The organism is Anabaena sp. CCY 9613, assembly GCF_963920895.1.
Taxonomy (GTDB): Bacteria; Cyanobacteriota; Cyanobacteriia; order Cyanobacteriales; family Nostocaceae; genus Cyanocohniella.
The window spans coordinates 204,068-227,944 of record NZ_CAWUDE010000007.1 but is presented as its reverse complement, the minus strand read 5'-3'; the positions used below and the strand labels follow the sequence as shown (position 1 = coordinate 227,944).

19 protein-coding genes and 1 pseudogene are annotated in these 23,877 nt (G+C 40.2%); 15 read left to right on the top strand and 5 right to left on the bottom strand.

The window, feature by feature from the left end; translation table 11 throughout:
• Positions 1-14: 14 nt before the first annotated feature.
• Together ACM0OT_RS11065 and ACM0OT_RS11060 are read right to left on the bottom strand one after the other, a co-directional pair.
• A complete protein-coding gene (locus ACM0OT_RS11065; protein ID WP_414564399.1) occupies positions 15-1,610 on the bottom strand; it encodes an NAD(P)-binding domain-containing protein in 1,596 nt (531 codons plus the stop codon).
• Positions 1,611-1,657: 47 nt separating this feature from the next.
• Positions 1,658-2,368, bottom strand: coding sequence for a hypothetical protein (locus tag ACM0OT_RS11060; protein WP_414564398.1), 711 nt, complete (start codon positions 2,366-2,368; stop codon positions 1,658-1,660).
• A 967-nt stretch (positions 2,369-3,335) separates the two neighbouring features.
• Between ACM0OT_RS11060 and ACM0OT_RS11055 the strand changes: the two are divergent.
• The 4 genes and pseudogenes from ACM0OT_RS11055 to ACM0OT_RS11040 form a co-directional block, all read left to right on the top strand.
• Positions 3,336-3,854, top strand: a pseudogene (locus ACM0OT_RS11055) (ATP-binding protein); the annotation flags it as partial.
• A gap of 231 nt (positions 3,855-4,085) precedes the next feature.
• On the top strand, positions 4,086-5,384 hold the full coding sequence (locus ACM0OT_RS11050; protein ID WP_414564397.1) for a response regulator: 1,299 nt from the start codon (positions 4,086-4,088) through the stop codon (positions 5,382-5,384).
• Positions 5,385-5,490: 106 nt separating this feature from the next.
• A complete protein-coding gene (locus tag ACM0OT_RS11045) occupies positions 5,491-6,054 on the top strand; it encodes a methanogen output domain 1-containing protein (protein WP_414564396.1) in 564 nt (187 codons plus the stop codon).
• Between the two features lie 139 nt (positions 6,055-6,193).
• A complete protein-coding gene (locus tag ACM0OT_RS11040) occupies positions 6,194-7,573 on the top strand; it encodes an ATP-binding protein (RefSeq protein WP_414564395.1) in 1,380 nt (459 codons plus the stop codon).
• A gap of 12 nt (positions 7,574-7,585) precedes the next feature.
• Here ACM0OT_RS11040 and ACM0OT_RS11035 read toward each other — a convergent pair whose 3' ends face one another.
• Positions 7,586-9,148 (bottom strand): NAD(P)H-quinone oxidoreductase subunit N, encoded by a 1,563-nt coding sequence (locus tag ACM0OT_RS11035; protein WP_414564394.1) that lies wholly within the window; start codon positions 9,146-9,148, stop codon positions 7,586-7,588.
• 261 nt (positions 9,149-9,409) lie between these two features.
• Positions 9,410-9,697, bottom strand: coding sequence for an RNA recognition motif domain-containing protein (locus tag ACM0OT_RS11030; protein ID WP_414564393.1), 288 nt, complete (start codon positions 9,695-9,697; stop codon positions 9,410-9,412).
• Between the two features lie 916 nt (positions 9,698-10,613).
• On the opposite strand from ACM0OT_RS11030, the gene topA reads away from it, so the two are divergent.
• The 8 genes from topA to ACM0OT_RS10990 all read left to right on the top strand — a co-directional run bounded on the left by topA (position 10,614) and on the right by ACM0OT_RS10990 (position 21,172).
• Positions 10,614-13,265 (top strand): type I DNA topoisomerase, encoded by a 2,652-nt coding sequence (topA, locus tag ACM0OT_RS11025; protein ID WP_414564392.1) that lies wholly within the window; start codon positions 10,614-10,616, stop codon positions 13,263-13,265.
• A 291-nt stretch (positions 13,266-13,556) separates the two neighbouring features.
• Positions 13,557-13,694: a hypothetical protein gene (locus ACM0OT_RS11020; RefSeq protein WP_414542926.1), complete on the top strand. Its 138-nt coding sequence runs from the start codon at positions 13,557-13,559 to the stop codon at positions 13,692-13,694.
• Positions 13,672-14,166, top strand: a complete 495-nt coding sequence (aroQ, locus tag ACM0OT_RS11015; protein WP_414564391.1) for a type II 3-dehydroquinate dehydratase — start codon at positions 13,672-13,674, stop codon at positions 14,164-14,166. Before ACM0OT_RS11020 ends, aroQ begins: the two co-directional genes overlap by 23 nt.
• A gap of 12 nt (positions 14,167-14,178) precedes the next feature.
• Complete coding sequence (locus ACM0OT_RS11010; protein ID WP_414564390.1) at positions 14,179-15,138, top strand: ADP-ribosylglycohydrolase family protein; 960 nt, start codon at positions 14,179-14,181, stop codon at positions 15,136-15,138.
• A gap of 206 nt (positions 15,139-15,344) precedes the next feature.
• Entirely contained in the window at positions 15,345-18,107 is a 2,763-nt protein-coding gene (locus ACM0OT_RS11005; RefSeq protein WP_414564389.1) for an HD family phosphohydrolase, read from the top strand.
• Positions 18,097-18,285: a DUF4089 domain-containing protein gene (locus ACM0OT_RS11000; protein WP_414564388.1), complete on the top strand. Its 189-nt coding sequence runs from the start codon at positions 18,097-18,099 to the stop codon at positions 18,283-18,285. Before ACM0OT_RS11005 ends, ACM0OT_RS11000 begins: the two co-directional genes overlap by 11 nt.
• Before the next feature lie 609 nt (positions 18,286-18,894).
• Positions 18,895-19,755, top strand: a complete 861-nt coding sequence (locus tag ACM0OT_RS10995) for a polysaccharide pyruvyl transferase family protein (protein ID WP_414564387.1) — start codon at positions 18,895-18,897, stop codon at positions 19,753-19,755.
• 22 nt (positions 19,756-19,777) lie between these two features.
• Entirely contained in the window at positions 19,778-21,172 is a 1,395-nt protein-coding gene (locus tag ACM0OT_RS10990) for an AtzE family amidohydrolase (RefSeq protein WP_414564386.1), read from the top strand.
• Between the two features lie 54 nt (positions 21,173-21,226).
• On the opposite strand, the gene yidD is transcribed toward ACM0OT_RS10990, so the two are convergent.
• A complete protein-coding gene (gene yidD, locus ACM0OT_RS10985; RefSeq protein ID WP_414564385.1) occupies positions 21,227-21,517 on the bottom strand; it encodes a membrane protein insertion efficiency factor YidD in 291 nt (96 codons plus the stop codon).
• A gap of 60 nt (positions 21,518-21,577) precedes the next feature.
• On the opposite strand from yidD, the gene ACM0OT_RS10980 reads away from it, so the two are divergent.
• From ACM0OT_RS10980 to ACM0OT_RS10970, 3 genes are all read left to right on the top strand, one after another.
• Positions 21,578-22,285 (top strand): diacylglycerol/polyprenol kinase family protein, encoded by a 708-nt coding sequence (locus tag ACM0OT_RS10980; RefSeq protein ID WP_414564384.1) that lies wholly within the window; start codon positions 21,578-21,580, stop codon positions 22,283-22,285.
• Between the two features lie 421 nt (positions 22,286-22,706).
• Positions 22,707-23,000 carry a CTB family bacteriocin gene (locus tag ACM0OT_RS10975; RefSeq protein WP_414564383.1) on the top strand — a complete coding sequence of 98 codons (294 nt, stop codon included), beginning with the start codon at positions 22,707-22,709 and terminating at the stop codon, positions 22,998-23,000.
• A 292-nt stretch (positions 23,001-23,292) separates the two neighbouring features.
• On the top strand, positions 23,293-23,592 hold the full coding sequence (locus ACM0OT_RS10970) for a CTB family bacteriocin (protein ID WP_414564382.1): 300 nt from the start codon (positions 23,293-23,295) through the stop codon (positions 23,590-23,592).
• Positions 23,593-23,877: the final 285 nt, after the last annotated feature.

The following is a 23,877-nucleotide window of genomic DNA, read 5'->3' as shown; positions in this document are numbered from 1 at the left end:
AGGAATTAACTAATTTATGGGAAAGTTGATGAGGCTAATATCGGTATCACTACTTTGCTTGATAGCTGATTTTGCAAAAATTCTAGCAATGGCTGAACATGTACATCTTCCAACCATTCGCTGGCTATATCTTCAATCACATGGTGTTCACAAATCAAAGTAGAACCAGAGTAGCGACGAATAATTGGGTGAAGACTAGGGCTTTGAGCAGCATTATTAACATCATCTTTGTGGACACGTTCGATGGCAAACGGGTCTGGACTTGCATTGATAATATCTAGCCCAAATTCTAAAGTAATTATGTAATAGTGTTCATGCTGGCCTAAATCACTGTCATGTACGTAATCAGTCGGTATATCTTCATGGTATTTTGCTATCTTGTCATCAGAATTAATTACAAGTAAGTCACAGAGGAAACCAGTTTGTTGCCATAAACCGGAACTGATATTTATCCTCTTAATGATAGAATCTGTTAATTTCTCTGGAGTACAGTCTACTACTTGAAATGGTAACTCTTGATGATCATACTTATTAACTAAAATTTGATATAAAGCCTGGATATTGTAGCGAAATCCATGAATAAAGCCAGATTGCTTTTTCTTGTAATCCCGCATGTGCATAAGTACTCCAGCAAAATACAAGTCTTTGATGTTGGTTGATTCCCATGAACTGGTTTGTTCGGGAAAGCGATTATTGATAGTTAACTGGGGTTTACATAATTCGTCAAAAATAGAATCATCAAAACGAAATCCGGTACAAGCTATTACACGATCATAAACTAAATCTTCTTCTTCACCGTAGGCATGAGTATAAATCACAGAAACTACAAATTTATTATTTTGGCGCTCTATCTTTGTAATAGTTGCATCCAAAATTAGATTTTGTGATTTCAATTGATATGTATCTAAAAGGTTATTATTAACCGCCCGTAAATGTCCCACATATCTTGTCTTCCAAGCTAACGATACTGGGTTGGGACTAGCTATATGAATTAATGCTGCTGTAGCAACTAGATTATCAGCAGTTTCAAATCCTGAATTACCTTTACCGATAATTAATACTTTTTGATTGGCAAAATCTTCGGGGTTTATAGAGACATTAGTGTATTTTTCTACTAACTCGATACCAGGAATTGGTGGCAAATATAATTGAGAAAAACCTGTAGCGATGATGAGACGATCTGCTGAATAAACATTATCATTACTATCTACAACAATAAATTTTTCACTTTTAGCAATTTTGGACACTTGGCAATTATATTGAATTTTGAGCTTAAAGTGTGAGGCAAAATCACCAAGATATCTCACAAGGTCATCTGTATGAGGAAAGTACTGTCTACTGTAATTCTTAAACTTCATTTCCTCGCTATTACTTAAGAGAGAGTTCCAATCCCATCTGAGGTTAATCTCTGGGTTTTCATAACCTGTATGAACTTTATTAATCGAAATCAACTTTTTATGTCTGGGAAAATTTTTAAAGTAAGTTCCAGGAGTATTACCTGCTTCTAATATCAAGTAATTACGATTGGATTGTTCTAGAAAATAGCCTAACTGTAATCCAGCAGGACCAGCACCGATAATTAAGTATTCAATGTTTGCAACTACGTTCATGGTTTTACCTTTTTAATTCTGTTAGGTACGTTTGTACAATTAATTGACTAAATTTTTATTTTTTGCTTCATGCAATCTTTTTCTGCATAAACCAAAAGGTTGTCTGTGAATTTAGTGAAAACATCAAATACTGTTTCAACTAGTTCAAACGCTTCTTGACGAGTAGTTTCTGTTAGTTGAATTTCTTTAATAAATTCTTCTCCTCCAGGTGAGCCGGTAGTATGCCCAGTTTCTACATTTAAATGGAAATTAGCAAAATATAACAACTCTTTATGAGTAATTAACTGAATTTCTTTACCAACCTCAGATCCAATGGAAAACATAACATTACCTGTGGCTTCAATCACTTCAATTACTATTAGTTTTTGGATGGGTTTGGCTTGTAAAGTATATTTATAAAGTTGATAAACTAACCAGCGAGAGGGTTCTGTTTCTTCGCTCCAAAGAAATTTCAAGGCATCACTAAATTTTAATGATTGGTCAACACCTAAATTTTTAATATCTTCGATAAACCATCGCCAATGATGGTCATCTTCGTAAGTATGTTTGTTAATTATTGCCTGAATAGGATCAAGGCTTCCTTCTTCTCGGAAAACATATTTGTTCATTTCCCCAAAATTCATGATAAAAGGAGCGGCGTATGGTGCCCAAGCTAGTCTTTTTCTGGGATCTATGCTTTGATTTCGCATAAATTCAAATAAAGGTGCATTGGCAAATTCTTGCTTTTTATTTTCAATGAATGCAAGGACTTCTTTCATATTGATTACTTCCTCTGAATAATTACATTGACGAAATTAACTATTAAACTATGCTGCCTATGAGCAAAATGCACTAACATAATCTGCAACTATGGTAAATTAATCCTGTAAGTCAGATAGTTAATATGGTGAAATAATTGAATAATTACGTATATCTAGCCATAGAGAGTCAATATTGACTAGATTCGTTTAATTAGTTCGTCAGTAATGTCAGCAGGTTAAGGTTTATCTTCACATTACTTCTCTTTAGACTTTCAAGTGTGATTGCTATTTCACAAGTAAACATATTAACTATTGTTTATTTTTTTTATGAAAATGATATCCGTAAAAATTCTATAATTTTGATTATTGTCTTCAAGTTCCGAAAGTTATTAATAGTAAGTCATGAATAAGTGATTTCACGCATTTTTTATATAAAAAAATATTTTTATCTTTTATCGAAATCATCGATAAATCACATGAAACTATTCCTTTGCCAGTAGTTATTTGAATTATTATATGTCTATATATCATTCTTAAAGGGGATGACAAATCAGAAAATTAAAAAATACAGGATTAGGGAAAGATGTGGTAGATAGAATATCTGAGCTTGTTTCCTGTATTTCTTGAAAGAATCAATATATTTTTGGGAAAACTGATGAAGAAGGGTAGGCACTACCTAAGTGACTTCTCTCGATAAAACTCACAGAAGGTTGCCAAGTCCATCGGTGCGGACTTATTGGCAATCTAATGGTGTGAGAATTTGCCCGCGGGCTATGTAATCTAGCCTTACCAAATGATTTTAGATGCTCAAACATTTGACGGTTATTAGCATTCAGGAAAACTCAAGATGATAAACATCTCCATTTACCTACCGGGCTATCGCATCATTGAATGGATGCAGGGAAATCCTCTGGATATGAGTGAGTTTCTCTATATTGCTGAGAACATTGTTTCAATCATTGATCAACTACATCGTCAGCACGTTGTAGGAATGCGGGATATGTGCGATCGCTTCGTGATTCCCGAAAAACTGTATGGTAGAAAAGCCGAAGTTGCCAGTTTACTAGCTGCATTTGCCCGTGTCACCGAAGGAAACACGGAAATGATGTTAGTGGCGGGGTTTTCTGGTATTGGTAAAACAGTTGTTGTCAACGAAGTGCATAAACCCATCGTGCAGCAACGGGGTTATTTTATCAAAGGGAAATTTGACCAATTCCAGCGTAATATCCCCTTTTCGGCATTGGTGCAGGCCTTGCGGGATTTGATGGGGCAATTGTTACGTGAAAGGGATGCACAAATTGCCCAATGGAAAGCTGATATTTTAACAGCATTAGGGGAAAATGGTCAGGCGATCGCTGATGTTATACCCGAACTTGAATGTATCATTGGTAAGCAGCCTGCTTTGCCTGAATTATCTGGTAGTGCTGCTCAAAATCGCTTCAACTTATTATTTCAAAAGTGTATTCAGATTTTTACCACTCCTCATCATCCCTTAGTTATCTTTTTTAGGATTATCCATCACCAGGCAAATTATTTTAGAAAAACATGGAGGACTGCTAGAAATAAATGCAGTGTTGGGACAAGGTTCAGAATTTCTCATTACTATTCCCGTTCAAGCTGAAATATTAATTTAATATAGGCACAATATTTGATTTTTTTTGGCGTGGCGCACGCACTTATATTCAAATATAAATACACCATTAAAACTAAAATATCCTTACAATAAACCAAAAAAATGTCTAATTCCCCAGAAGACAGCTTAATTCTAATCGTTGATGATACTCATACAAATCTCGAATTTATCTCCGAAGTATTAATAGAAGCCGGATTTAAAGTTACTACTGCTTTAGATGGAGAAATAGCACTGAAGCAAATTAAAAATAAATTGCCCGACTTGATTTTATTAGATGTCATGATGCCGAAAATAGATGGCTTAGAAACATGTAAAAAAATCAAAGAAAATCTAGCAACTTGTGATATACCGATAATTTTTATGACGGCTGTTTCGGATATAGATACTAAAATCAGAGGTTTAGGTTTAGGAGCAGTTGACTATATCATCAAACCCTTTCACGAAGAAGAAGTATTAGCAAGAATTCATACCCATTTACAATTACGAAACCTCACCAAAACATTAGAACAACGCGTAAACGAAAGAACAGCAGCACTTTCCCAAGCCTTAAAAGACCTACAAGAATCACAAATCCAACTGGTACATAAAGAAAAAATGTCTGCTCTTGGTCAATTAGTCGCAGGAATTGCCCATGAAATTAATAATCCAGTTGGTTGCATTTATGGCAATCTTGGCCATGCTTCTCTATATTTCCAAGATATGATTAAGCTGGTTAACCTTTATCAGCAACACTATCCTCAACCAGTTGCAGAAATTCAACAGGAAATGGCAACTATAGATTTAGATTATATGCGTTCTGATTTACCTAACTTAATTGGCTCTATGAAAGAGAGTATTCAGCGCATTCGTAACATTAGTACCAGCTTACGCACCTTTTCTAGAGAAGATAGCGATCGCAAAGTTTCTTGTAATATTCATGATGGTATTGATAGCACCATCATGATTCTCAAACACCGCTTAAAATTATCAGAGGGTCGTCCTGACATTGAAGTAATTCAAGATTACGATAATTTACCTGAAGTAAAATGCTTTAGTGGGCAAATGAATCAAGTTTTCATGAATTTATTAGCCAATGCTATTGATGCTTTAGAAGAGTCTAACATCGGGCGTAGCTATAGTGAAATTGAAGCAAATCCCAATCAAATTAAGATTCAAACTAGGCTGACTGAAGACCAAAATCATGTCTTAATTCGCATTAAAGATAATGGTGTGGGCATGTCGGCTGATGTTCAGCAGAACATGTTTGATTATTTATTTACAACTAAACCTATAGGCAAAGGCACAGGCTTAGGCTTATCAATCGCCCGCCAAATTATTGTAGAAAAACATCAAGGAACTTTAGTAGTGAATTCATTACTAGGACAAGGATCGGAATTTGTCATCACGATTCCCATTTGTTAGAGTAATTAACATAAATTTTATGAACAAATGTATTCTTGTAGATAAGTAATAGTTATTTTGATGAATTTTTAGGGAAATATAATTATATCCTTAAAAAAATTTATTTATGCATCATACTGTTAGCCAATCAATGGAAACACTCAAATTACCTTTGGAGCGCGACGTATTTTTACGTACATTGATTCGAGAATTATCTGGTACTCTACAAGATATAGTTGGGTTAGAAGAAGCATCGGGATTTATTAGTGTAGTCGGTGAACGCATGGCTAGGGAGATGAACCAAGAGTATAAATCTGCCTTGGAAATATCAAAACTTTCCCGTGAACAAGTGGCTGATGTCTTGGTTGATTTAAAAAGACGCATTCAAGGCGATTTTTACGTGATTGAGCAGAATGATGAAAAAATTATCTTTGGCAACCGTGTCTGTCCATTTGCCGAAAAAGTGATTGGTCGTCCTGCTATGTGTATGATGACTTCAAATGTATTTGGAACCATAGCCGCTAACAATTTAGACTATGCCAAAGTTGAACTGCAAGAAACCATAGCAGAGGGTGCTTCCGGATGCAGAGTCATTATTTACTTAAAATCCACAGCCGAAACAGAAGACGTAGAAGGTAGAGAATATTTTGGGGGACTAGAACCTGAAGTCGGATCAAATCCTCACTTGTAGAGTGGGCACTTTCTGCAAGGTAAAAATAAGGGTTTGGCGCTGAGTATAAAGAGTACCCACCTGAGCAAATTTATCATACAGCCACCAGTGCAAGATGTCAGTTTATTAACTATAGTCAAACTCTGAAATTGGAAGCCTCATGACTCCTGAACAATTTCTTGAACTTGCCAAAGTTTTGCCAGAACCTTTACTTTTGGTAAATAGTGAGGGTAAGTTACTAGCTGCCAATCAACCAATGGCAAATATGCTAGGTTTACGCTGTCAAGAAATAAGAGAAAATATACTCTTTAATATCGTCACTGAGTCTTCCAATGAAATCACAAAGTACCTGCAAGCTTGTGCAAGCAGCAGAGCAATGGTTATTGGCACTTTGACTTTACGCAAACAAGATGGACAAATGTTAATCTGTCGTAGTCAGGGAGCAGTTATTCAACCTTGGTCTACTGAATCTCCCGCTTTAATTCTCCTCCGTTTAGAAAGTAGGGCTACAGCCAGTAATAATTTTGTCTTACTCAACAAAAAAATAGATGAATTAGCCAAAGAAATCCAGAAACGTAAACAAGCAGAAGCAGCCATCTTAAAAGCGAATGAAGAGCTAGAAATCCGCGTTGAAGAACGGACAATTGCTGTTAAAGAAACATTAAATAAACTGCAAATTACCCAAACTCAACTTATTCAAGCTGAAAAGATGTCTAGTTTAGGTCAAATGGTTGCTGGTGTTGCCCATGAAATTAATAATCCTATAAATTTTATTTATGGGAACCTGCATTATGCCCAGAAATATACTGAAGATTTACTAAAATTATTACAACTTTATCAACAGCATAGCCTGAATATTTCTCCAGAAATTCAAGAGCAAGTAGAAGTCATAGATTTAGAGTTTCTCATCCAAGATATGACTAAAATTTTCCAATCTATGAAAATAGGAGCAGAGAGAATTCAGAAAATTGTTAAATCTTTACGCAACTTCTCCAGACTAGATGAAGCAGAACTCAAACAAGTTAATATCCACGAAGGAATTGACAGTACTTTAATGATTTTGCAACACCGCTTGCAAGCTAAATATCCATATCCTGAAATTGCAGTCAACCGGAAATATGGAAAACTTCCTCATATCACCTGCTATCCTTCTCAACTGAATCAGGTGTTAATGAATATTCTTGTTAATGCCATTGATGCATTAGAAGATTCACCAGTTAATGGTCTGTTAAAGAATAGCCCTGAAATTCAAATTAAAACTGAAATAATTGATGAAAAATGGGTGTGTATAACTATTGCCGATAATGGTTTAGGAATAGATGAACAAGTACAATCAAAATTATTTGATCCTTTTTTCACCACTAAACCTGTAGGTAAAGGCACAGGTTTAGGATTATTTGTCAGCTATCAGATAGTAGAAAAACATGGCGGACAACTTAGTTGTTTTTCTACTCCCGGACAAGGGGCAGAATTTGTCATTAAGATTCCTATGAGTAGGGGCGCAACTTTTTGCACCCCTACAACATCAGCAATGAGTTAATCAGAATCTAATCTACAACTTTTTGGGTTGCTGTGTGACAATTGCACTTACCTGATTTCTCTCAGCAATTGTTGCATCTAGCATTGCAGTATGAGAAATGGAATTGTTAGCCAATGTAAATAGCGGATTGGACAAAATTCCGGCAATGGTCGTGGCAATTAAAGTTACTACCAATCCCACTTGCAAAGGTCTAAATCCAGGCAAATTCCACTGAATTTCTGGATAATTCTTCACGACTTCGGACATTTCTTGGGGTTCTTTGACTACCATCATCTTGACTACACGAATGTAGTAGTAGATGGAGACAACACTGGTTACTAAACCCAGCAAAACTAACCAATAAAGACCAGCTTGCCAACCAGCCCAAAACAAGTAAATTTTCCCAAAAAAGCCAGCTAAGGGCGGAATCCCACCCAAGGAAAGCAAAGAGATACTCAGTCCTAGTGTGAGCAGTGGGTCTTTTTGATACAACCCAGAATATTCGGCAATTTGGTCGGTTCCTGTCCGTAGGGAGAAGAGAATAATGCAGGTAAAACCGCACAGGTTCATGAACAGGTAAACCATCAGGTAAAACACCATACTGGCGTATCCGGCTTCAGTACCTGCAATCATGCCAATCATCACAAATCCAGCTTGAGCAATGGATGAATAAGCTAGCATCCGTTTCATACTGGTTTGGGCGAGGGCGACTACGTTACCCAACACCATACTGAGGACTGCAAGGGCAGTGAAGACAAATCTCCATTCGTTAGCAACGAGGGGGAAGACGACTGTCAACAAGCGAATAGCTAGGGCAAAACCTGCGGCTTTGGAACCCACAGATAAAAAGGCAATTACCGGGGTAGGAGCGCCCTCGTAAACGTCTGGTGTCCATTGGTGGAAGGGTGCAGCAGAAATTTTAAAGCCGATACCTGCAATGACGAAAATCAGCGCAATTACCAAACCTAAGGATTGACCAACGTTAGCTGCGGCAATACCGTTAGCGATCGCATCTAATTCTGTTTGTCCACCGGATAGACCGTACAGCAGCGAAACGCCGTATAAAAATATCGCTGTACTGGACGCACCAATTAACAGGTATTTCAGCGCTGCTTCGTTGGAGCGGGGGTCACGCTTAGTATACCCTGTGAGCAAGTAAGAGGAAATACTGAGGGTTTCTAGTGAGATGAAAATCATCACCAACTCACTAGCACCCGATAAAAACATTCCTCCCAAGGTTGCACTCAGCAAAATGGCGATGAATTCTGCTAAAGCAGTACCACTCTGCTCAACGTAGCGAATTGACATCAATATAGTGACAACCGCAGACAAGGCCACAATACCGCGAAACACGATACTGAGGTCATCACCCACAAAACCACCACTAAAGGAGATGGGATTAGTCGCATCCCATTGAAGATAAAGGGCGCCCACCGCAGCCATTAAACCTGCGATCGCCAGATATCCAATCCAGCGTGAAGATGTACGCCCCAAAATCAAATCCACAATCAAAACCCCCAAAAGGGTGACAATTACAATCCCCTCTGGCAAGATTGTTCCAGCATTGAGCTGGGATGTAAGATTAGCAAAATCCATGAGATATATAGGTTTTGGCGATTAGACATTAAGGCTAGTTGAGTTTATTTTATCTATTGTTCTTCACCAACGTTGCATTTATCTTTATTTCTACGTGTTTGGGAGTGGGGATATGGGGAAGTGAAGCACTTTTGCTGTTCTCTTTTAATAATGACCAATGACTAAAAAACAAGCAGCCCAGCGATTTACTGAACTGCTCATTTAAAAAAATTTTTAACTGGCAAATCTTTGTACGTCTGCCTTGATGGATAAACTTAAGACTTAATAGCGTTGTGAGTATCCACCACCAGAGCGGCTACCTTTGTCCTCCCGTGGTCTAGCTTTATTAACTTTCATTGCACGACCCATCCATTCGGCACCGTCTAGAGCCTCAATCGCAGCATCTTCTGCGGCATCTGATTCCATTTCTACGAAACCAAAGCCCCGTGCGCGTCCTGTTTCCCTGTCGGTGGGTAACTGAACTCGCTTGACAGAACCGTAATCGGAAAATACTTTGCTGAGGTCGTCTTCTGTGACGCTGTAGGATAGGTTCCCTACGTAGATTGACATGAAACTCTCCAGAATCCATTGATGCAGAGATGTTTATCCGGAGAGCCGCTTGCAATTATTACTAAAAACAAGATCCGTATCACCGAAATTAACTTCTCCGAAATTATCCTAACATAACTTTTATCGAGAAAAAGCTTAAATCTTTTAATTTATGCCAAATATATGGTATTATTTATCAAATTTAACTATATTATTAATTTTCCTAGCTTATTATCCAATTAAAAAATTTTGTCTAGCTCATACCTCTGGATAAATTCCCCCATTGACTCAGGTAATGTTCTGCGTTCCTAAATAATTTCTGTCAGCAAACCGCTTCACATTATTATCAATTCTTAACTTAACACAATATTTTGAGATAATCTTTTGTTTTTCTTCCTTAGAGGTGATTCCTCTAACACGTCTGCAACGGTGATATTTACCAAAAGATAAGGTTTAAAGCCGAGTGGAATTGTGGGCGATAGCTCCCCTGCTTTTTCACTCATGGAGAGACACTGCATTGGGCGGGTTAACTGACTTGTGGTAAATAATGTGGAAATCCCCAAGACCACAGTGATTCAGCTACACTCGACACCTTCTACCTCTGCCCTATCTTGTTGCTTCCTATCTCCAGTTGAATATAAAGGAGTTAAGGTAAGGTATCAACGTATTCACTTCAGGGGCATTTTGAAAACTCTATTCGCCAATCATGCCTGAGATAAGTTAAAGATTGAAGTAGCTGGCAATTCAGTTACAGAGTTCGTCTGACCTATCATCTAGGAAAGACTACGCTATTGATTTAGCGTATTTTCGCCCTAACAGGTAATTTGTGTGAGGATTAAATCACAGCCCTAAGCGTGACGTTTTATCTTGACATTTCACCGAAATTACTTCAATTTGACTGTTTAGCTTAGCAGCTACTTTTTTTCTTGAAATTTCCATGTCAACTCTCGTCATCGTCGAATCTCCGACCAAAGCTCGTACCATTCGCAACTACCTGCCAAAAGACTATCGGGTGGAAGCGTCTATGGGTCACGTCCGTGACCTACCCCAATCAGCTAGTGAAATTCCCGCCGCTGTGAAAGCGGAACGGTGGGCGCAGCTAGGGGTAAATGTAGACGCCGACTTTGAACCGGTGTATGTTGTCCCCAAAGACAAAAAGAAGGTTGTCACCCAGCTCAAAGATGCCCTCAAAGAGGCAGATGAACTGATTCTGGCAACTGACGAAGACCGGGAAGGTGAAAGCATTAGTTGGCATTTATACCAGCTGCTCAAGCCAAAAGTTCCCACCAAGCGAATGGTGTTTCACGAAATTACCCAAGACGCTATCAAGAAAGCTTTGAAAAACTGCCGCAATATTGACGAGCAGTTAGTTCGGGCCCAAGAAACGCGGCGGATATTGGATCGATTAGTTGGCTATACCCTGTCTCCCTTGCTGTGGAAAAAAATCGCCTGGGGGTTATCTGCTGGGCGAGTACAATCTGTAGCTGTACGACTTTTAGTGAAAAAGGAACGCCTACGTCGGGCCTTTCATGAAGGTACGTACTGGGATTTAAAAGCTAGCTTGTTACAGGAAAAAACTCCCTTTGGTGCCCAGTTGATTACATTGGGAGGAACTAAAATAGCGACTGGCAGCGATTTCGACCCAGCTACGGGACAAATTACCGCAGGTCGTAATGTTTTGTTACTCAACGAAGAACAAGCGGTAGCCCTCAAAGAACGCCTCACGGGAAAAACCTGGAATGTTGCCGACATTGATGAGCGTCCAGTAACGCGCAAACCTGCACCACCGTTTACCACTTCGACGCTGCAACAAGAATCCAACCGGAAACTGCGCCTTTCGGCCAGAGACACCATGCGGATTGCCCAGAATTTGTATGAGCAAGGGTATATTACCTACATGCGGACAGATTCGGTGCATTTGTCAGATCAGGCAATTACTGCGGCGCGCAGCTGTGTTGAACAACTGTACGGCAAAAACTATCTCAGCCCCCAACCCCGGCAATACACCACCAAATCCAAAGGCGCACAAGAAGCCCACGAAGCTATTCGTCCAGCGGGTAGCACCTTCCGCACTCCCCAAGAAACTGGTTTAAGCGGTCGGGAATTGGCTGTTTACGACTTGATTTGGAAACGTACCGTGGCTAGCCAAATGGCTGATTGTCGGCAAACCCAAATTAGTGTGCATTTGGAAGTTGAAGACGCTGGCTTTCGCTCTTCTGGTAAACGCATTGACTTTCCAGGATTTTTACGTGCTTATGTCGAAGGTTCAGACGACCCAGATGCCGCATTGGAAGATCAGGAAGTGATTTTGCCCAGTATGAAAGTTGGTGATCATCCGGATTGTACCGATTTGTCCGCCGTGGGTCATGAAACTCAACCACCAGCGAGGTACACCGAAGCTACTTTGGTGAAAACCTTAGAAAGTGAAGGCATTGGTCGGCCGAGTACCTATGCCAGCATCATTGGCACAATCATCGATAAAGGTTATGCCCAATTGGTGAGTAACGCTCTGATACCTACTTTTACCGCCTTTGCTGTCACCAACCTGTTAGAAAAGCATTTCCCGGATGTCGTAGATCCTAGTTTCACCTCCAAGATGGAACAAACTCTAGATGACATTGCCACAGGCGAGGCGAAGTGGTTACCCTATTTACGGGAATTTTATTTGGGAGATCAAGGCTTAGAAACTTTAGTCAAAGAACAGGAAAGTCAAATCGATGCCAGCCAAGCCCGAACTGTATTACTGGAAAATTTAGATGCCAAAGTCCGGATTGGCAAATATGGCCCCTACATCGAAGTTGACAATGATGGCACTGTTGTTACGGCCTCAATTCCCAAAGATCTCACACCATCTGACCTCGACCCCAAACAGGTAGAAGTACTACTGCGGCAAAAAACTGTAGGGCCTGACCAGGTAGGTCGGCATCCCGAAACTGGCGAACCGATTTATGTGAAAATTGGTGCTTATGGCCCCTACGTTCAATTGGGCGACAAGACCGAAGAAAATCCCAAACCTAAACAAGCTTCATTACCCAAAGGTGTCACCCCAGAAAATGTCACCTTGGAAATGTCTGTGGGTCTTTTAGCTTTACCCAGGACATTGGGAATGCACCCGGTAACCAACGGTAAAATCCAAGCTAGTTTGGGACGTTTTGGCCCTTACGTCGTTCATGACCAAGGCAAAGAAGGAAAAGACTATCGCTCGCTCAAAGCTGGTGATGATGTGCTGACAGTTTCTCTAGAACGGGCATTAGAATTGTTATCTGAACCTAAAAAAGGACGTGGTTCTAGTAGCAGCAAGTCTAAAGCAGCGTTACGAGAACTAGGCGCGCATCCTGAAGATGGTACGCCAGTGAATATTTATGATGGCCCCTATGGCCCTTATATTAAGCACGGCAAAACTAATGTCAGTATCCCAGAAGGGCAGTCAGTGGAGGATGTGACGCTAGCTACGGCGTTGCCATTATTAGCAGCCAAAACATCGACAAAGAAATCTACTCGCAAAACGAGTAAATCAACAACTTCTCGATCCAAGTCAACTGCTAAATCAACCAAGACTGGGGCGAAAAAAAATGATGCAGAAGTTTAATTAACGTCTAAAATCAAAAGTCCATAGTTAGTTGTGGTAAAACTTTCTACCTATGGACTCTTGACTCGGGATCAAGAATATCCATCATGCTTTACAAGCAGCTTGGTCGGTTTGTAATGTGATACTCTAATAAAGTAAGGGAGACCACAACACCAATTTTTCCCAGTAGCTCACTCCCGAAATGCGGAAGTTCGTATTAGCCCAGTTTCCAACTAGAGGTGCAAAAGTACGCCAGTTCTGCGTAACTGTTAGTCAAAAAATTGAGGTAGTATCTCAGGAGCCGTCAGTTCAATGGACTATATAGAAAAGGTACTAGAAAGACTGAAGGAGATGGCAGGCAAGCTCATTGAAGCTTTGCTAGGGCCCGAAGGTGAGCGGGAGCCGGAATTGATTCCGATTCCTGTAAATGAGCGATCGCGTCGTCGTTAAAAGCCTGAAGGTATTGAAGTTGTCGTCTCCTATAAGTATTTTAGTCCTGCACGGGCCAAACCTAAATTTACTAGGACAAAGAGAACCAGGTATTTATGGTTCCTTGACTTTGGCTGAAATTAATCACTTGTTAGCAGCAGAAGCTGTCAAGTTTCAGGCGAAGATTACCCCCGTGCAGTCAAATCATGAAGGGGTTTTAGTAGATGCTATTCATGGCGCCTTAGGAAAACATCAGGGAATCTTGATTAATGCCGGAGCTTACACCCATACAAGTATAGCTTTGCGTGATGCCATCGCTGGTGTTAACCTACCTACAGTAGAAGTGCATTTAAGCAATATTTACCGCCGGGAAGACTTTCGCCATCATTCTTATATAGCAGCCGTAGTTATCGGGCAAATAAGTGGTTTTGGCGTCCACAGTTATTTGTTGGGCCTACAGGCTCTAGTGCATCATTTAAGAAATAACGAATAGTTTTTTCTGAATATGCATTATTCACTAAATCATCGGTTTAGAGCTACTTTTGTCGGGACATTGCTGGGTAAAATTATTGCCCAGAATACTTATAAGCAATCACCAATTGACTCAGAAGTCGGCAAAATAGCCATTCTGGGTACTAAAAGTTTAATTGAGCTAGGTAAATTAGATGTAGATAACTGGCTAGAACGTTATCATCAAAAATCTCCTCATTTAGATATAACTGATCAAACCTCGCCAGCAGCTATTATTGCCACGTTACCAGTGGCTCTTTTTTTTCATGAAAATACAAGTAAACTGCGACAAAATTTATTACATGTATTGCAAATATGGCATGATGACCCAGTGGTAAGGGATGGGGCCCTAGCAGTAGGATATGCGATCGCTCAATCTCTCACAGAAAAACTTCACCCCCCCACCCTGATTCCCGAAATCATTGCTTTTATTGACGAAACACCGACACCCATAACACAAAAATTACTAAAAGTTCATGAATTGTTGCATGGAGGTTTTGGGTTAGCAACAGCGCAAGCAGAATTTTGTCGCGCAGCAGAGCCGAGTAATGTGATAGCGATGGCATTTTACTGCTTTCTCAGCACCAGAGAAGATTTTCGTCTGGCAGTTTTGCGGGCTAATCACAAGGACAATTTTGGGCGACAAACAACTAGGACTTTACATGATTCACAAATGATCAGTGCCATTACAGGTGCTTTGTCAGGAGCTGATAACAGCACTGCGGGAATTCCCATCAAGTGGCGCATTTTATTGTCTCCGGAAAACTTAGCAACTTGGGAATTAGCCAGTTTTTCCCAAATGCTAAAATTATCTGATGCACTTGTTGCGGTGTGGTCAGGAGTGTATGATATTGCCCTACATCCTAGGGAGTTTCCAGAGGAAGGATGTGTCAAGTCTGACGAACAGTCTGGGCTTTGCGTCTTTGCGGCTCCCCATGTCATCCGGTTGCGTTAATGCCATTGTCACTGTTCAACGTGTCAGTGTAAAACACCAGCTAAAAACTAGAAAATTTAGTAGTTTTGACTCTGTAACTTCCTCATCAACACATAACTTTAATCTGTAGGTAGCTATTGTGGCCCATCGGCTTCAACCAGATCCCACTGCTGGAACTTTTCTCAGGATTGTCTTGTTTTGAGTTATCAAAGTAAGCAACTGGGGTCATGAACAAGCAAAGGTTTTTTTGGTCTTTGACCAAGCAACTAACTCGCTGGCGACGACGCTACAAAGCACGACGCCGTAAAAGATATTGGCTAGGGACAGTAAGAAGTCAAAGCTGTATCAGGCAATCTGATGAACTTCAAAGTAAAATCCGCAGTCGTTTACAACTATATTTATCAAAAATCAACAATAAAAGCGAACACCAACAACAAGAATTAGCACTCAGAACAATGGCAAAATCGGTCAGAATTCAACGTAGGATTGATGCAGTAAGTCTAGGCTGGGTGCATGAAAAGCGTTCCTCTGTTGTTGTAGCGATCGCTGTAGTTTCCCTAACAGGGGTAATGGGGCATAAACTATATAATCAACCCCAGCTGACAGTAGGAACTCCTGCACCTCAAACAATCAGAGCGCCTTACACTGCTAGCATTGAGAATCAAGAAGAAACAGCAGCACAACGCCAAGCCGCCAGTAGAAGTTCTATCCCAGTTTTGATGATCGATGTCCAAAAGACTGAAAAAATCGACAAAACTTTACAGCAACTTTTAGACGAAGGCAATAAAATTCGCGCTATTGCTGGATCTTTTCCTTTTTTTGATACATCAGTTTTATCCATTCCGACCCAGCATTATCTTCGCTCTTGTTCTGTTTCAGAATGGCAAACGCTGCTGATAACTTTAGAAAATCATCCTACTAGCCAAAAACGATCCGGGTTTTTAGCTGCTAGGCAAAAAACTAATTCGAGTAGACATCAAAGTAGTACAGCACAGCCAGTACCCGCTGCTGCTTATTTGCCTTTATTTCCCACATCCACAGGTTCACCCCATGCAGAACAACAATCGCTATCCACTTTTATTAACTCCGGTAATTTACCTCTGTATCTGTCTCCTTTAGAAGTCCAACCGGTGAGTGTGGCTCCAACAACTTTCTTTACTCAAGCGGTAGAAGAACTCAAAGCTTATCGTGCCACAACTTCAGAGCCAAGCTTATCTGCACTCATTACCCAAACGGCCCAAGTCCGCAAAACATACGCCCAAGCCCAGCTACAATTGTTATCTAGAGAAAATCCCCTCTCTAAAAAAATTTACAGTGAAACAGCCCTCCTGGAATTATCAGATAACGAGTGGACAACCACAAAAAGCGGAATTCGTCGCAGCGCCGAGAGGATTTTGACACAGGGGATTCCCCCAGGATTACCATCAAGTATTTTACAGAGTGCGGTGAGCCTACAAGTACAAGCATTTGTACCCCAGAATGCTGAACCCTTGGCAAATAGGGTATTAATAGCTGTGTTGCAACCGAATTTAAAGCAAGATGAGGAAGAAACGCAACAACGCGTACAGCAAGCATCAGCTGGAGTCTCACCTGTGATGGTGGAAGTGCCTCAAGGTGAAGTAATTGTGATTAAGGGAGAGAATATTACGCAATGGCACTTTGATGTTCTAGAGCATTATCAATTAATCCGCCGGGAAAATAATTGGCTGGGGTTAACGAAATTAGCCAGTGTTGTCACAGCCGCCATTGGCATTTTTGTGCTGGTAGAAAGGCAGATGAAGTGTAAATTGCGACAACGTGATTACTTCTTAGTTCTACTACTGACCCTGAGTACGCCGGGAGTGCTAGCCTTTGGCATACCCTATACAACTTGGAGTGCTGTTGGTTTATTGTTGGGCAGCTTTTATGCGCCTGCTTTGGGTGTAACAGTAGTGGGACTATTGTTACTAATTTTACCCATGACTACAGAAATCAGCATCATTGCCCTTTTAGCTGGTGGGGCGGCGGGAATATTGGGCAGTAGTATGGCGAAAAGATTGCGATCGCGTGAAGAACTAGCATTATTAGGTGTTGCTATTGCCTTAACTCAAGGTGGTACGTACCTAATTATGAAGCTCCTCATTGGTGCTGTGTTTAGCGCAGGTTGGTATATGGTTCTGCAAAGCGCAGGCTTATTCGCTTTATCCGGTTTAGCCTGGAGTATTGTAGCGTTGGGCTTGAGTCCTTATTTAGAAAAATTCTTTGATTTAGTCACCCCCATTCGGTTAGCTGAATTGGCTAATCCAAATCGCCCTTTATTAAAACGACTAGCTACAGAAACCCCTGGTACTTTTCAACATACACTGTTTGTCTCTACCCTGGCTGAAGCTGCTGCCAAAAAACTCGCCTGTAATGTCGAACTCGTTAGGGCTGGCACATTATATCATGATATCGGCAAAATGCATGACCCCCTAGGCTTTATTGAAAATCAAATGGGGGGGCCGAATAAACACGAAACAGAAATTAATGATCCGTGGAAGAGTGCAGAAATTATCAAAAAGCATGTCAGCCAAGGGGTAATGATGGCGCGAAAACAGCTTTTACCCACAGCAATTCAAGCTTTTATTCCTGAACATCAAGGAACCATGCTGATTGCTTATTTTTATCATCAAGCCCAGGAAATGGCCCAAGAAGACCCTAGCTTAACAGTCGATGAGGCTGATTTTCGCTATGACGGCCCCATTCCCCAATCACGGGAAACCGGAATAGTCATGTTAGCCGATTCTTGTGAAGCCGCACTGCGATCGCTTAAAGATGCCACACCCGAACAAGCCTTAACAATGTTGAATAATATTCTCCGTGCTAGATGGCAAGATAATCAATTAGTAGATTCAGGGCTGACACGGGAAGAAATGACAGAAATTGCTCAAATATTTGTGGAAGTTTGGCAGCAATTCCACCATAAACGGATTGCTTATCCTAAATTAAAGGCAAGTAAGCATGGTAAGTAAAAATTTTGATGTAGTTACCTATGTTGAGCAAATGGCATTATTGTTGGATTTGCAGTTAACAGATGCCGAACATGATGGCGTGGTAGAAAATTTTGCGAAAATACAAGCGATCGCTCAACTGGTAAATGAGTTTCCTTTACCAGAAGATATCGAAGCTGCACCCGTATTTAAACCATGATCACAGAGGATAAGTGGTTGGTTACGTAAGTCCTGATAATATTAGCAAAATTACTGAGCATTATAAATTTTTCATGAAGCTTGCGTAATATTACATAAAATAGTATTAGGCTGTTATAGTGTTACTTGTTAAACTTTATATAAAGTACATTAAATATTTACAGTTTTATCAAAGAGTATTTACAGAGAAAAGGTTAAGTATATGGATCAAATTGCCTGAGTGGGAGATTTGTAGTCAAGAGATAAATACTGAGATCCTGTAGTTAAAGAGTTTGCCATAGGTCAAGCGATCGCGTCTTTTAAATAGGACGGCGTAAATAATTAAAGGTTTGTAGTGAGGACTTTAGTCTTCTGACTACGAAATGAATTTTAATTATTTTACATTGCTTAACATAGTTTGATTTTTTCTCGCCGACTTACTTAAATTATTTTCATTTATTTATTAGCAAAAATAGAAAGATTATCAGTATTTAAAAAATGGTTGAAACTACAATAAATAATATTAGTGATTTTTCATTTTTAAATGTAATTTTTGTAAATATCCTCAAAATAGAAAACCGTAGATAAATCATCGCTAACATCATCGATATTACCAAGGAAGGGCAAAAATATGAAACTGCTTTATTACCGAGAAAAGAATTTTGGTGATCAACTTAATCCTTGGTTATGGGACAAATTAATTCCTGGTGTCATCGATGATAACCAAACAACTACCTTTGTTGGTATAGGTACTCTCATTAATGATAGATTACCTCTCAAAACCAAAAATTCTCGCTTAAGAGCGATATTTGGTACAGGTGTAGGTTATGGAAAAGGAATACCACAGCTAAATGATACTTATAAAATTTATTGTCTGCGTGGCCCACTATCAGCCCAAGCATTAGGTGTTTCAGATAAATTAGCCGTAACAGATGGAGCGGTACTAGTTAGAAATTTATTTGATAATTATAGCCATAAAAAGGTATATAAATTTTCTTATATGCCTCACTTCGAGCTAGCCGGTACCAGTTGGAGTTTAGTCTGTGAAAGTCTAGGATTTGGATATATTGATCCACGCTGGTCAATAGAAAAAGTTTTATCATCTATTAACGAAACAGAAGTTTTACTAGCAGAAGCTATGCATGGTGCTATTATTGCCGATGCCCTGCGTGTACCTTGGGTTCCTATAATTACTAACCCTACTATTCTACAATTTAAGTGGCAAGACTGGTGCCAATCTGTAGGTGTAAACTATCAACCATCACATATAAAGCGTTTACATCATCCTAATCAAAAACGAGATATCTTATCTCCAATTCGTTTAGTTCGTGATTGGGCAAGACAACAAGAATCTAAATCACAATTAATGCATATTGCCAAGAATGCACAACCTACTTTAAGCAGTGATACATGTATAAAAAATCTGACTCAGGAAATGAACGCCAGACTTGATGCATTTAAACAGGATTTTGCACAAGGAATATATTCATAAAAGTTGACTTTTAGTTTTAATAATGAATATTCACTCAGCTGATGCTGTATCAATAGCTGCTGCTGTGCGTATAGGCCAAGTTAGCGCAGTGGAAGTTACCCAGAGTGCCTTAGCAGAAATTAATGCTCGCAATCATCAATTCAACTGTTTTACGGCAATAACTGCGGAAACCGCATTGGTAGATGCTGCCAAAATTGACGAAGAAATTGCCCAAGGTAATAACTCTGGTGCTTTGGCTGGCGTACCTTTTGCTGTCAAAAATCTTTACGATATTGCTGGATTAATAACTTTGGCAGGTTCAAAAATTAACGCCGAAAATCTCCCAGCTACCCAAGATGCCACCGCAGTAGCCAAGTTAAAAAAAGCCGGTGCAATATTGGTTGGCGCGTTAAATATGGATGAGTATGCCTATGGGTTTGTCACAGAAAATTCCCATTATGGTGCTACCCACAATCCCCATGATGTGCAACGAATTGCCGGTGGTTCTTCTGGTGGTTCGGCGGCGGCGGTGGCGGCTGGGTTAGTTCCCCTGACACTGGGTTCTGATACTAACGGTTCTATTCGCGTCCCGGCGGCTTTGTGTGGCGTGTTTGGTTTTAAACCAACTTATGGGCGCTTGTCTAGGGCTGGGGTAGTATTATTTTCTAGCAGTTTTGACCATATTGGCCCATTTGCGCGCTCGGTACAAGATATTGCTACAGCCTTTGATGTGCTTCAGGGAGAAGATCAGCGTGATCCGATTTGTACCCAGCATCCACCGCAATTATGTGTCTCACAACTCAATCAAGGTATATCTGGTATCAAAATTGCCATTGCTGGAGATTACTTTACTCAAGGTGTAGCATCGGAAGCCTTGGCAGCCGTGCAAAAGGTAGCTGAGGCTTTAAATGTAACTGAGTATGTAATGATACCTGAAGCCCAGCGTGCTAGGGCAGCAGCATTTGTAATTACAGCTAGCGAAGGGGCAAATCTGCATTTAAACAAATTACAGTCGCGTTCCCAGGATTTTGACCCCGCTACACGCGATCGCTTTTTGGCTGGCGCATTAATACCGAGTAGCTGGTACTTACAAGCACAACGTTTTCGGAGATGGTATGGCGATCGCCTGCGGGAAATATTTCAAAATGTCGATATAATTCTTGCTCCCACCACACCTATTTCTGCACCATTAATTGGTCAACAAACCATGATTTTAGATGGTGACGAAATTTTGGTGCGTCCTCATTTGGGGTTATTCACACAACCATTATCTTTCATCGGCTTACCTGTTTTATCAGTACCCATTCAGCGTCCTCATGACTTACCTTTAGGTGTGCAATTAATCGCTGCACCCCACAACGAAGCTTTAATTTTACGAGTTGCGGCTGTGTTGGAATCCCAAGGTGTAATTTCGGCAAAACTAGCTGGTGACTCATAAAATTCTGCCAATTTGAGGTTTGAGCAGCTATTCGCACCATTTAACTGTTCCTGATTAAGAATTGCTTGAATGATTTTTTCCTTTCGCTTCTTGGTCAGAATCCAGCCGAGTGTGGCTACAACAATGTGACTTAGACTCTGGAACCGGATCATAACCACCAGGATGAAAGGGATGACAACGCAAAATCCGTCGAATCGCCATCCACCCACCGCGCCAGACACCAAATTTCTCAATGGCTTGCATGGCATACATCGAACAAGTGGGTTGAAAGCGACAAGTCGGGGGGAACAAAGGCGAAATAAACATTCTGTAACCTTTAATCAACCAAATGAATAATAGTTTCATCACAATTACCCAGATCCTATAGATTAGTAATAAACCTAAAAATCTTATCTTGTAGATTCTTTGTTATCTTTAATTGTCGATTTAACATCTGTTTCATCTTCGTGGCTGCAAATTACTATAGTTGCAGTTTGGATGTCATGCATCCTGTTGATCGCATGGGTAGTACATCGCTTTGCTAAAGGCGATCCAGAAATAGTCAGAAAAATAGTTCACATTGGCACTGGCAACGTAATTTTGCTAGCTTGGTGGCTTAATATACCCGCCATTGTAGGCATTACAGCTTCAGTTGTTGCAAGTGCCATCACCTTATTATCATACCGATTTCCCATTCTTCCCGGTATCAATAGCGTGGGACGGCAAAGTTTAGGGACATTCTTTTATGCTGTTAGTGTGGGTATTTTAATAGCCTGGTTTTGGCATATTCAACAGCCCCAATACGCAGCTATCGGTATTATGGTCATGGCATGGGGCGATGGGCTAGCGGCATTGATTGGGCAACGCTTTGGGCAGCATAAGTATAAAGTTTTGGGAGCGCAAAAAAGCTGGGAAGGTTCGTTAACGATGGCCTTAGTCAGCTATTTTATCAGTAGTATGATTTTGCTGGGTGTCCAAGGTAACACGTGGACAACTTGGGTAGTATCACTAGCGATCGCTTTCGTTGCTACAAGTTTAGAAGCTATTTCATTTTTGGGGATTGATAATTTGACCGTTCCTTTAGGTAGTGCGGCCCTAGCATTTATGTTAATTGAGTTATTACCTTACAAATAAATAGGACTTACGCGCTTTGAGATTGCTTCCCTACGGTCACAATGACGAAAATATGTAGTTGGTTACGTAATTCCTGATAAATTTAAAATTATTCATCAATGGCAATTATTTACGCATATTTGTATCTCTAAAACCCTGAATATTTTTCAATTACGGATGAGCGATACCTACGGTAAGGTACGCTAACGCCGGGAACAAATCGAGTATTTGATGAGATACCTGCAAAAACATCTAATATTGACTATTTATTCTCTTGAGATATTAGTATATCTAGAAAAAATAAAAGATTTTGTATCTACTTTGAGGAGTAGATATATAATATCGATTTCTATCTAGAGATTTATGAATTCCTCACAAACAGTGCTTATAGTTGAGGTCTTAGGTAGTCACAGACCTATGTACGTAAGTGAGGCTAACAATCATGTCACATCAAATATTTGCTTGCGAATTGTTAATCACATTATCAGATGAGCAACAGGAGCTTTTAGCAGGCGGTGCCGATTTTGAATTAGCTGGTAGCAATTTCTCCCGCAGACAGGCAAACTTGCAGGGTACCACTAATGCCGGGCCAGATGGCAGTAATGCCAATTCTACAGGTGATGTTACCGCGATCAATACTGCGGCACAAGACTTGTTGGGATTGGGTGCAGACAGCGTTCCTTCGGTTGACCCCTTGGGCGCTGCGCCAGTTCTCAATGGCGTAGATACGGAATGAATGGTAACAATAATGGCGAATAGTCAACCAGTCCAACGTTTGACTTATGCCTAAAGTTTACCCAAAAATTTTTGATGCTTTTCTTAGTAAAAATCTGCAATTGTTACCCCGAATAACTTTCTCCATTGTAGAGGTCACTTAGGCATGGGAAGTAGGCTTGGATTCCAGAATTTTGTTACCAATTTGCTGTTTACCAAATCTAATGATCAAATTAAATACTTGGTAAAACGAAATTTACAAGTTAATTTCTGGAATCCTTTCTGGAAGAATTACGCAGATGAGGCTCAGAATCATGTTGTATCAAACTATTGAATCAAAATTTTTAGTCGCGTTATCTGATGATCAACAAGAACTTGTATCTGGTGGTGTTGATTTTGAACTAGCTGGGAGCAATTTTGCTAACAGAATTGCTAACCTACAAGGTTCAGCGACTTCTGGGCCAGATGGTAGCACTGCCAACTCCACAGGTCAATTGACAGTTGTCAACACTGCGGCACAAGACCTCTTAGGATTGGGTGCAGAAAGTATACCTTCGGTTGACGCTCTAGGTACAGCACCAGTTCTCAATGGTAGTGGTAATAATGATGAATGACCGCATAATTTGTCAGGGAAGGAAAAACAAATAATCTTGATCAGTTTAGGCGATAAGTGCCAGTTTCTGCATCTTTAGCTTTCAGGTTTCGCAACAACGCAGATTTTCATAGGTGTGAGGTAAGGATGAGATATCAGCCTGAAGCAGACAATTAAAATGTTCAACCAGGAAATAAATTTGCAATTGCAGAATTTGACTTAGTAATAGTAAATTTGGGTAACCCTCGTTGTCCGAATTAGCTAGATTTAGCTTTCCCAGACAAATTTTGAGTTGTTCCGGTAAGTG

Excerpts from the sequence above, each read along its gene's own strand:
- ACM0OT_RS10995 (WP_414564387.1), top strand. The coding sequence starts at position 18,895 with ATGAAACTGCTTTATTACCGAGAAAAGAATTTTGGTGATCAACTTAAT.
- ACM0OT_RS11060 (WP_414564398.1), bottom strand. The coding sequence starts at position 2,368 with ATGAAAGAAGTCCTTGCATTCATTGAAAATAAAAAGCAAGAATTTGCC.
- aroQ (WP_414564391.1), top strand. The coding sequence starts at position 13,672 with ATGAGCGATCGCGTCGTCGTTAAAAGCCTGAAGGTATTGAAGTTGTCG.
- topA (WP_414564392.1), top strand. The coding sequence starts at position 10,614 with ATGTCAACTCTCGTCATCGTCGAATCTCCGACCAAAGCTCGTACCATT.
- ACM0OT_RS10975 (WP_414564383.1), top strand. The coding sequence starts at position 22,707 with ATGTCACATCAAATATTTGCTTGCGAATTGTTAATCACATTATCAGAT.
- ACM0OT_RS11010 (WP_414564390.1), top strand. The coding sequence starts at position 14,179 with ATGCATTATTCACTAAATCATCGGTTTAGAGCTACTTTTGTCGGGACA.
- ACM0OT_RS11065 (WP_414564399.1), bottom strand. The coding sequence starts at position 1,610 with ATGAACGTAGTTGCAAACATTGAATACTTAATTATCGGTGCTGGTCCT.
- ACM0OT_RS10970 (WP_414564382.1), top strand. The coding sequence starts at position 23,293 with ATGTTGTATCAAACTATTGAATCAAAATTTTTAGTCGCGTTATCTGAT.
- ACM0OT_RS11020 (WP_414542926.1), top strand. The coding sequence starts at position 13,557 with ATGGACTATATAGAAAAGGTACTAGAAAGACTGAAGGAGATGGCAGGC.
- ACM0OT_RS11050 (WP_414564397.1), top strand. The coding sequence starts at position 4,086 with ATGTCTAATTCCCCAGAAGACAGCTTAATTCTAATCGTTGATGATACT.
- ACM0OT_RS11045 (WP_414564396.1), top strand. The coding sequence starts at position 5,491 with ATGCATCATACTGTTAGCCAATCAATGGAAACACTCAAATTACCTTTG.
- ACM0OT_RS11005 (WP_414564389.1), top strand. The coding sequence starts at position 15,345 with ATGAACAAGCAAAGGTTTTTTTGGTCTTTGACCAAGCAACTAACTCGC.
- ACM0OT_RS11030 (WP_414564393.1), bottom strand. The coding sequence starts at position 9,697 with ATGTCAATCTACGTAGGGAACCTATCCTACAGCGTCACAGAAGACGAC.
- yidD (WP_414564385.1), bottom strand. The coding sequence starts at position 21,517 with ATGAAACTATTATTCATTTGGTTGATTAAAGGTTACAGAATGTTTATT.
- ACM0OT_RS10990 (WP_414564386.1), top strand. The coding sequence starts at position 19,778 with ATGAATATTCACTCAGCTGATGCTGTATCAATAGCTGCTGCTGTGCGT.
- ACM0OT_RS11000 (WP_414564388.1), top strand. The coding sequence starts at position 18,097 with ATGGTAAGTAAAAATTTTGATGTAGTTACCTATGTTGAGCAAATGGCA.
- ACM0OT_RS11035 (WP_414564394.1), bottom strand. The coding sequence starts at position 9,148 with ATGGATTTTGCTAATCTTACATCCCAGCTCAATGCTGGAACAATCTTG.
- ACM0OT_RS11040 (WP_414564395.1), top strand. The coding sequence starts at position 6,194 with ATGACTCCTGAACAATTTCTTGAACTTGCCAAAGTTTTGCCAGAACCT.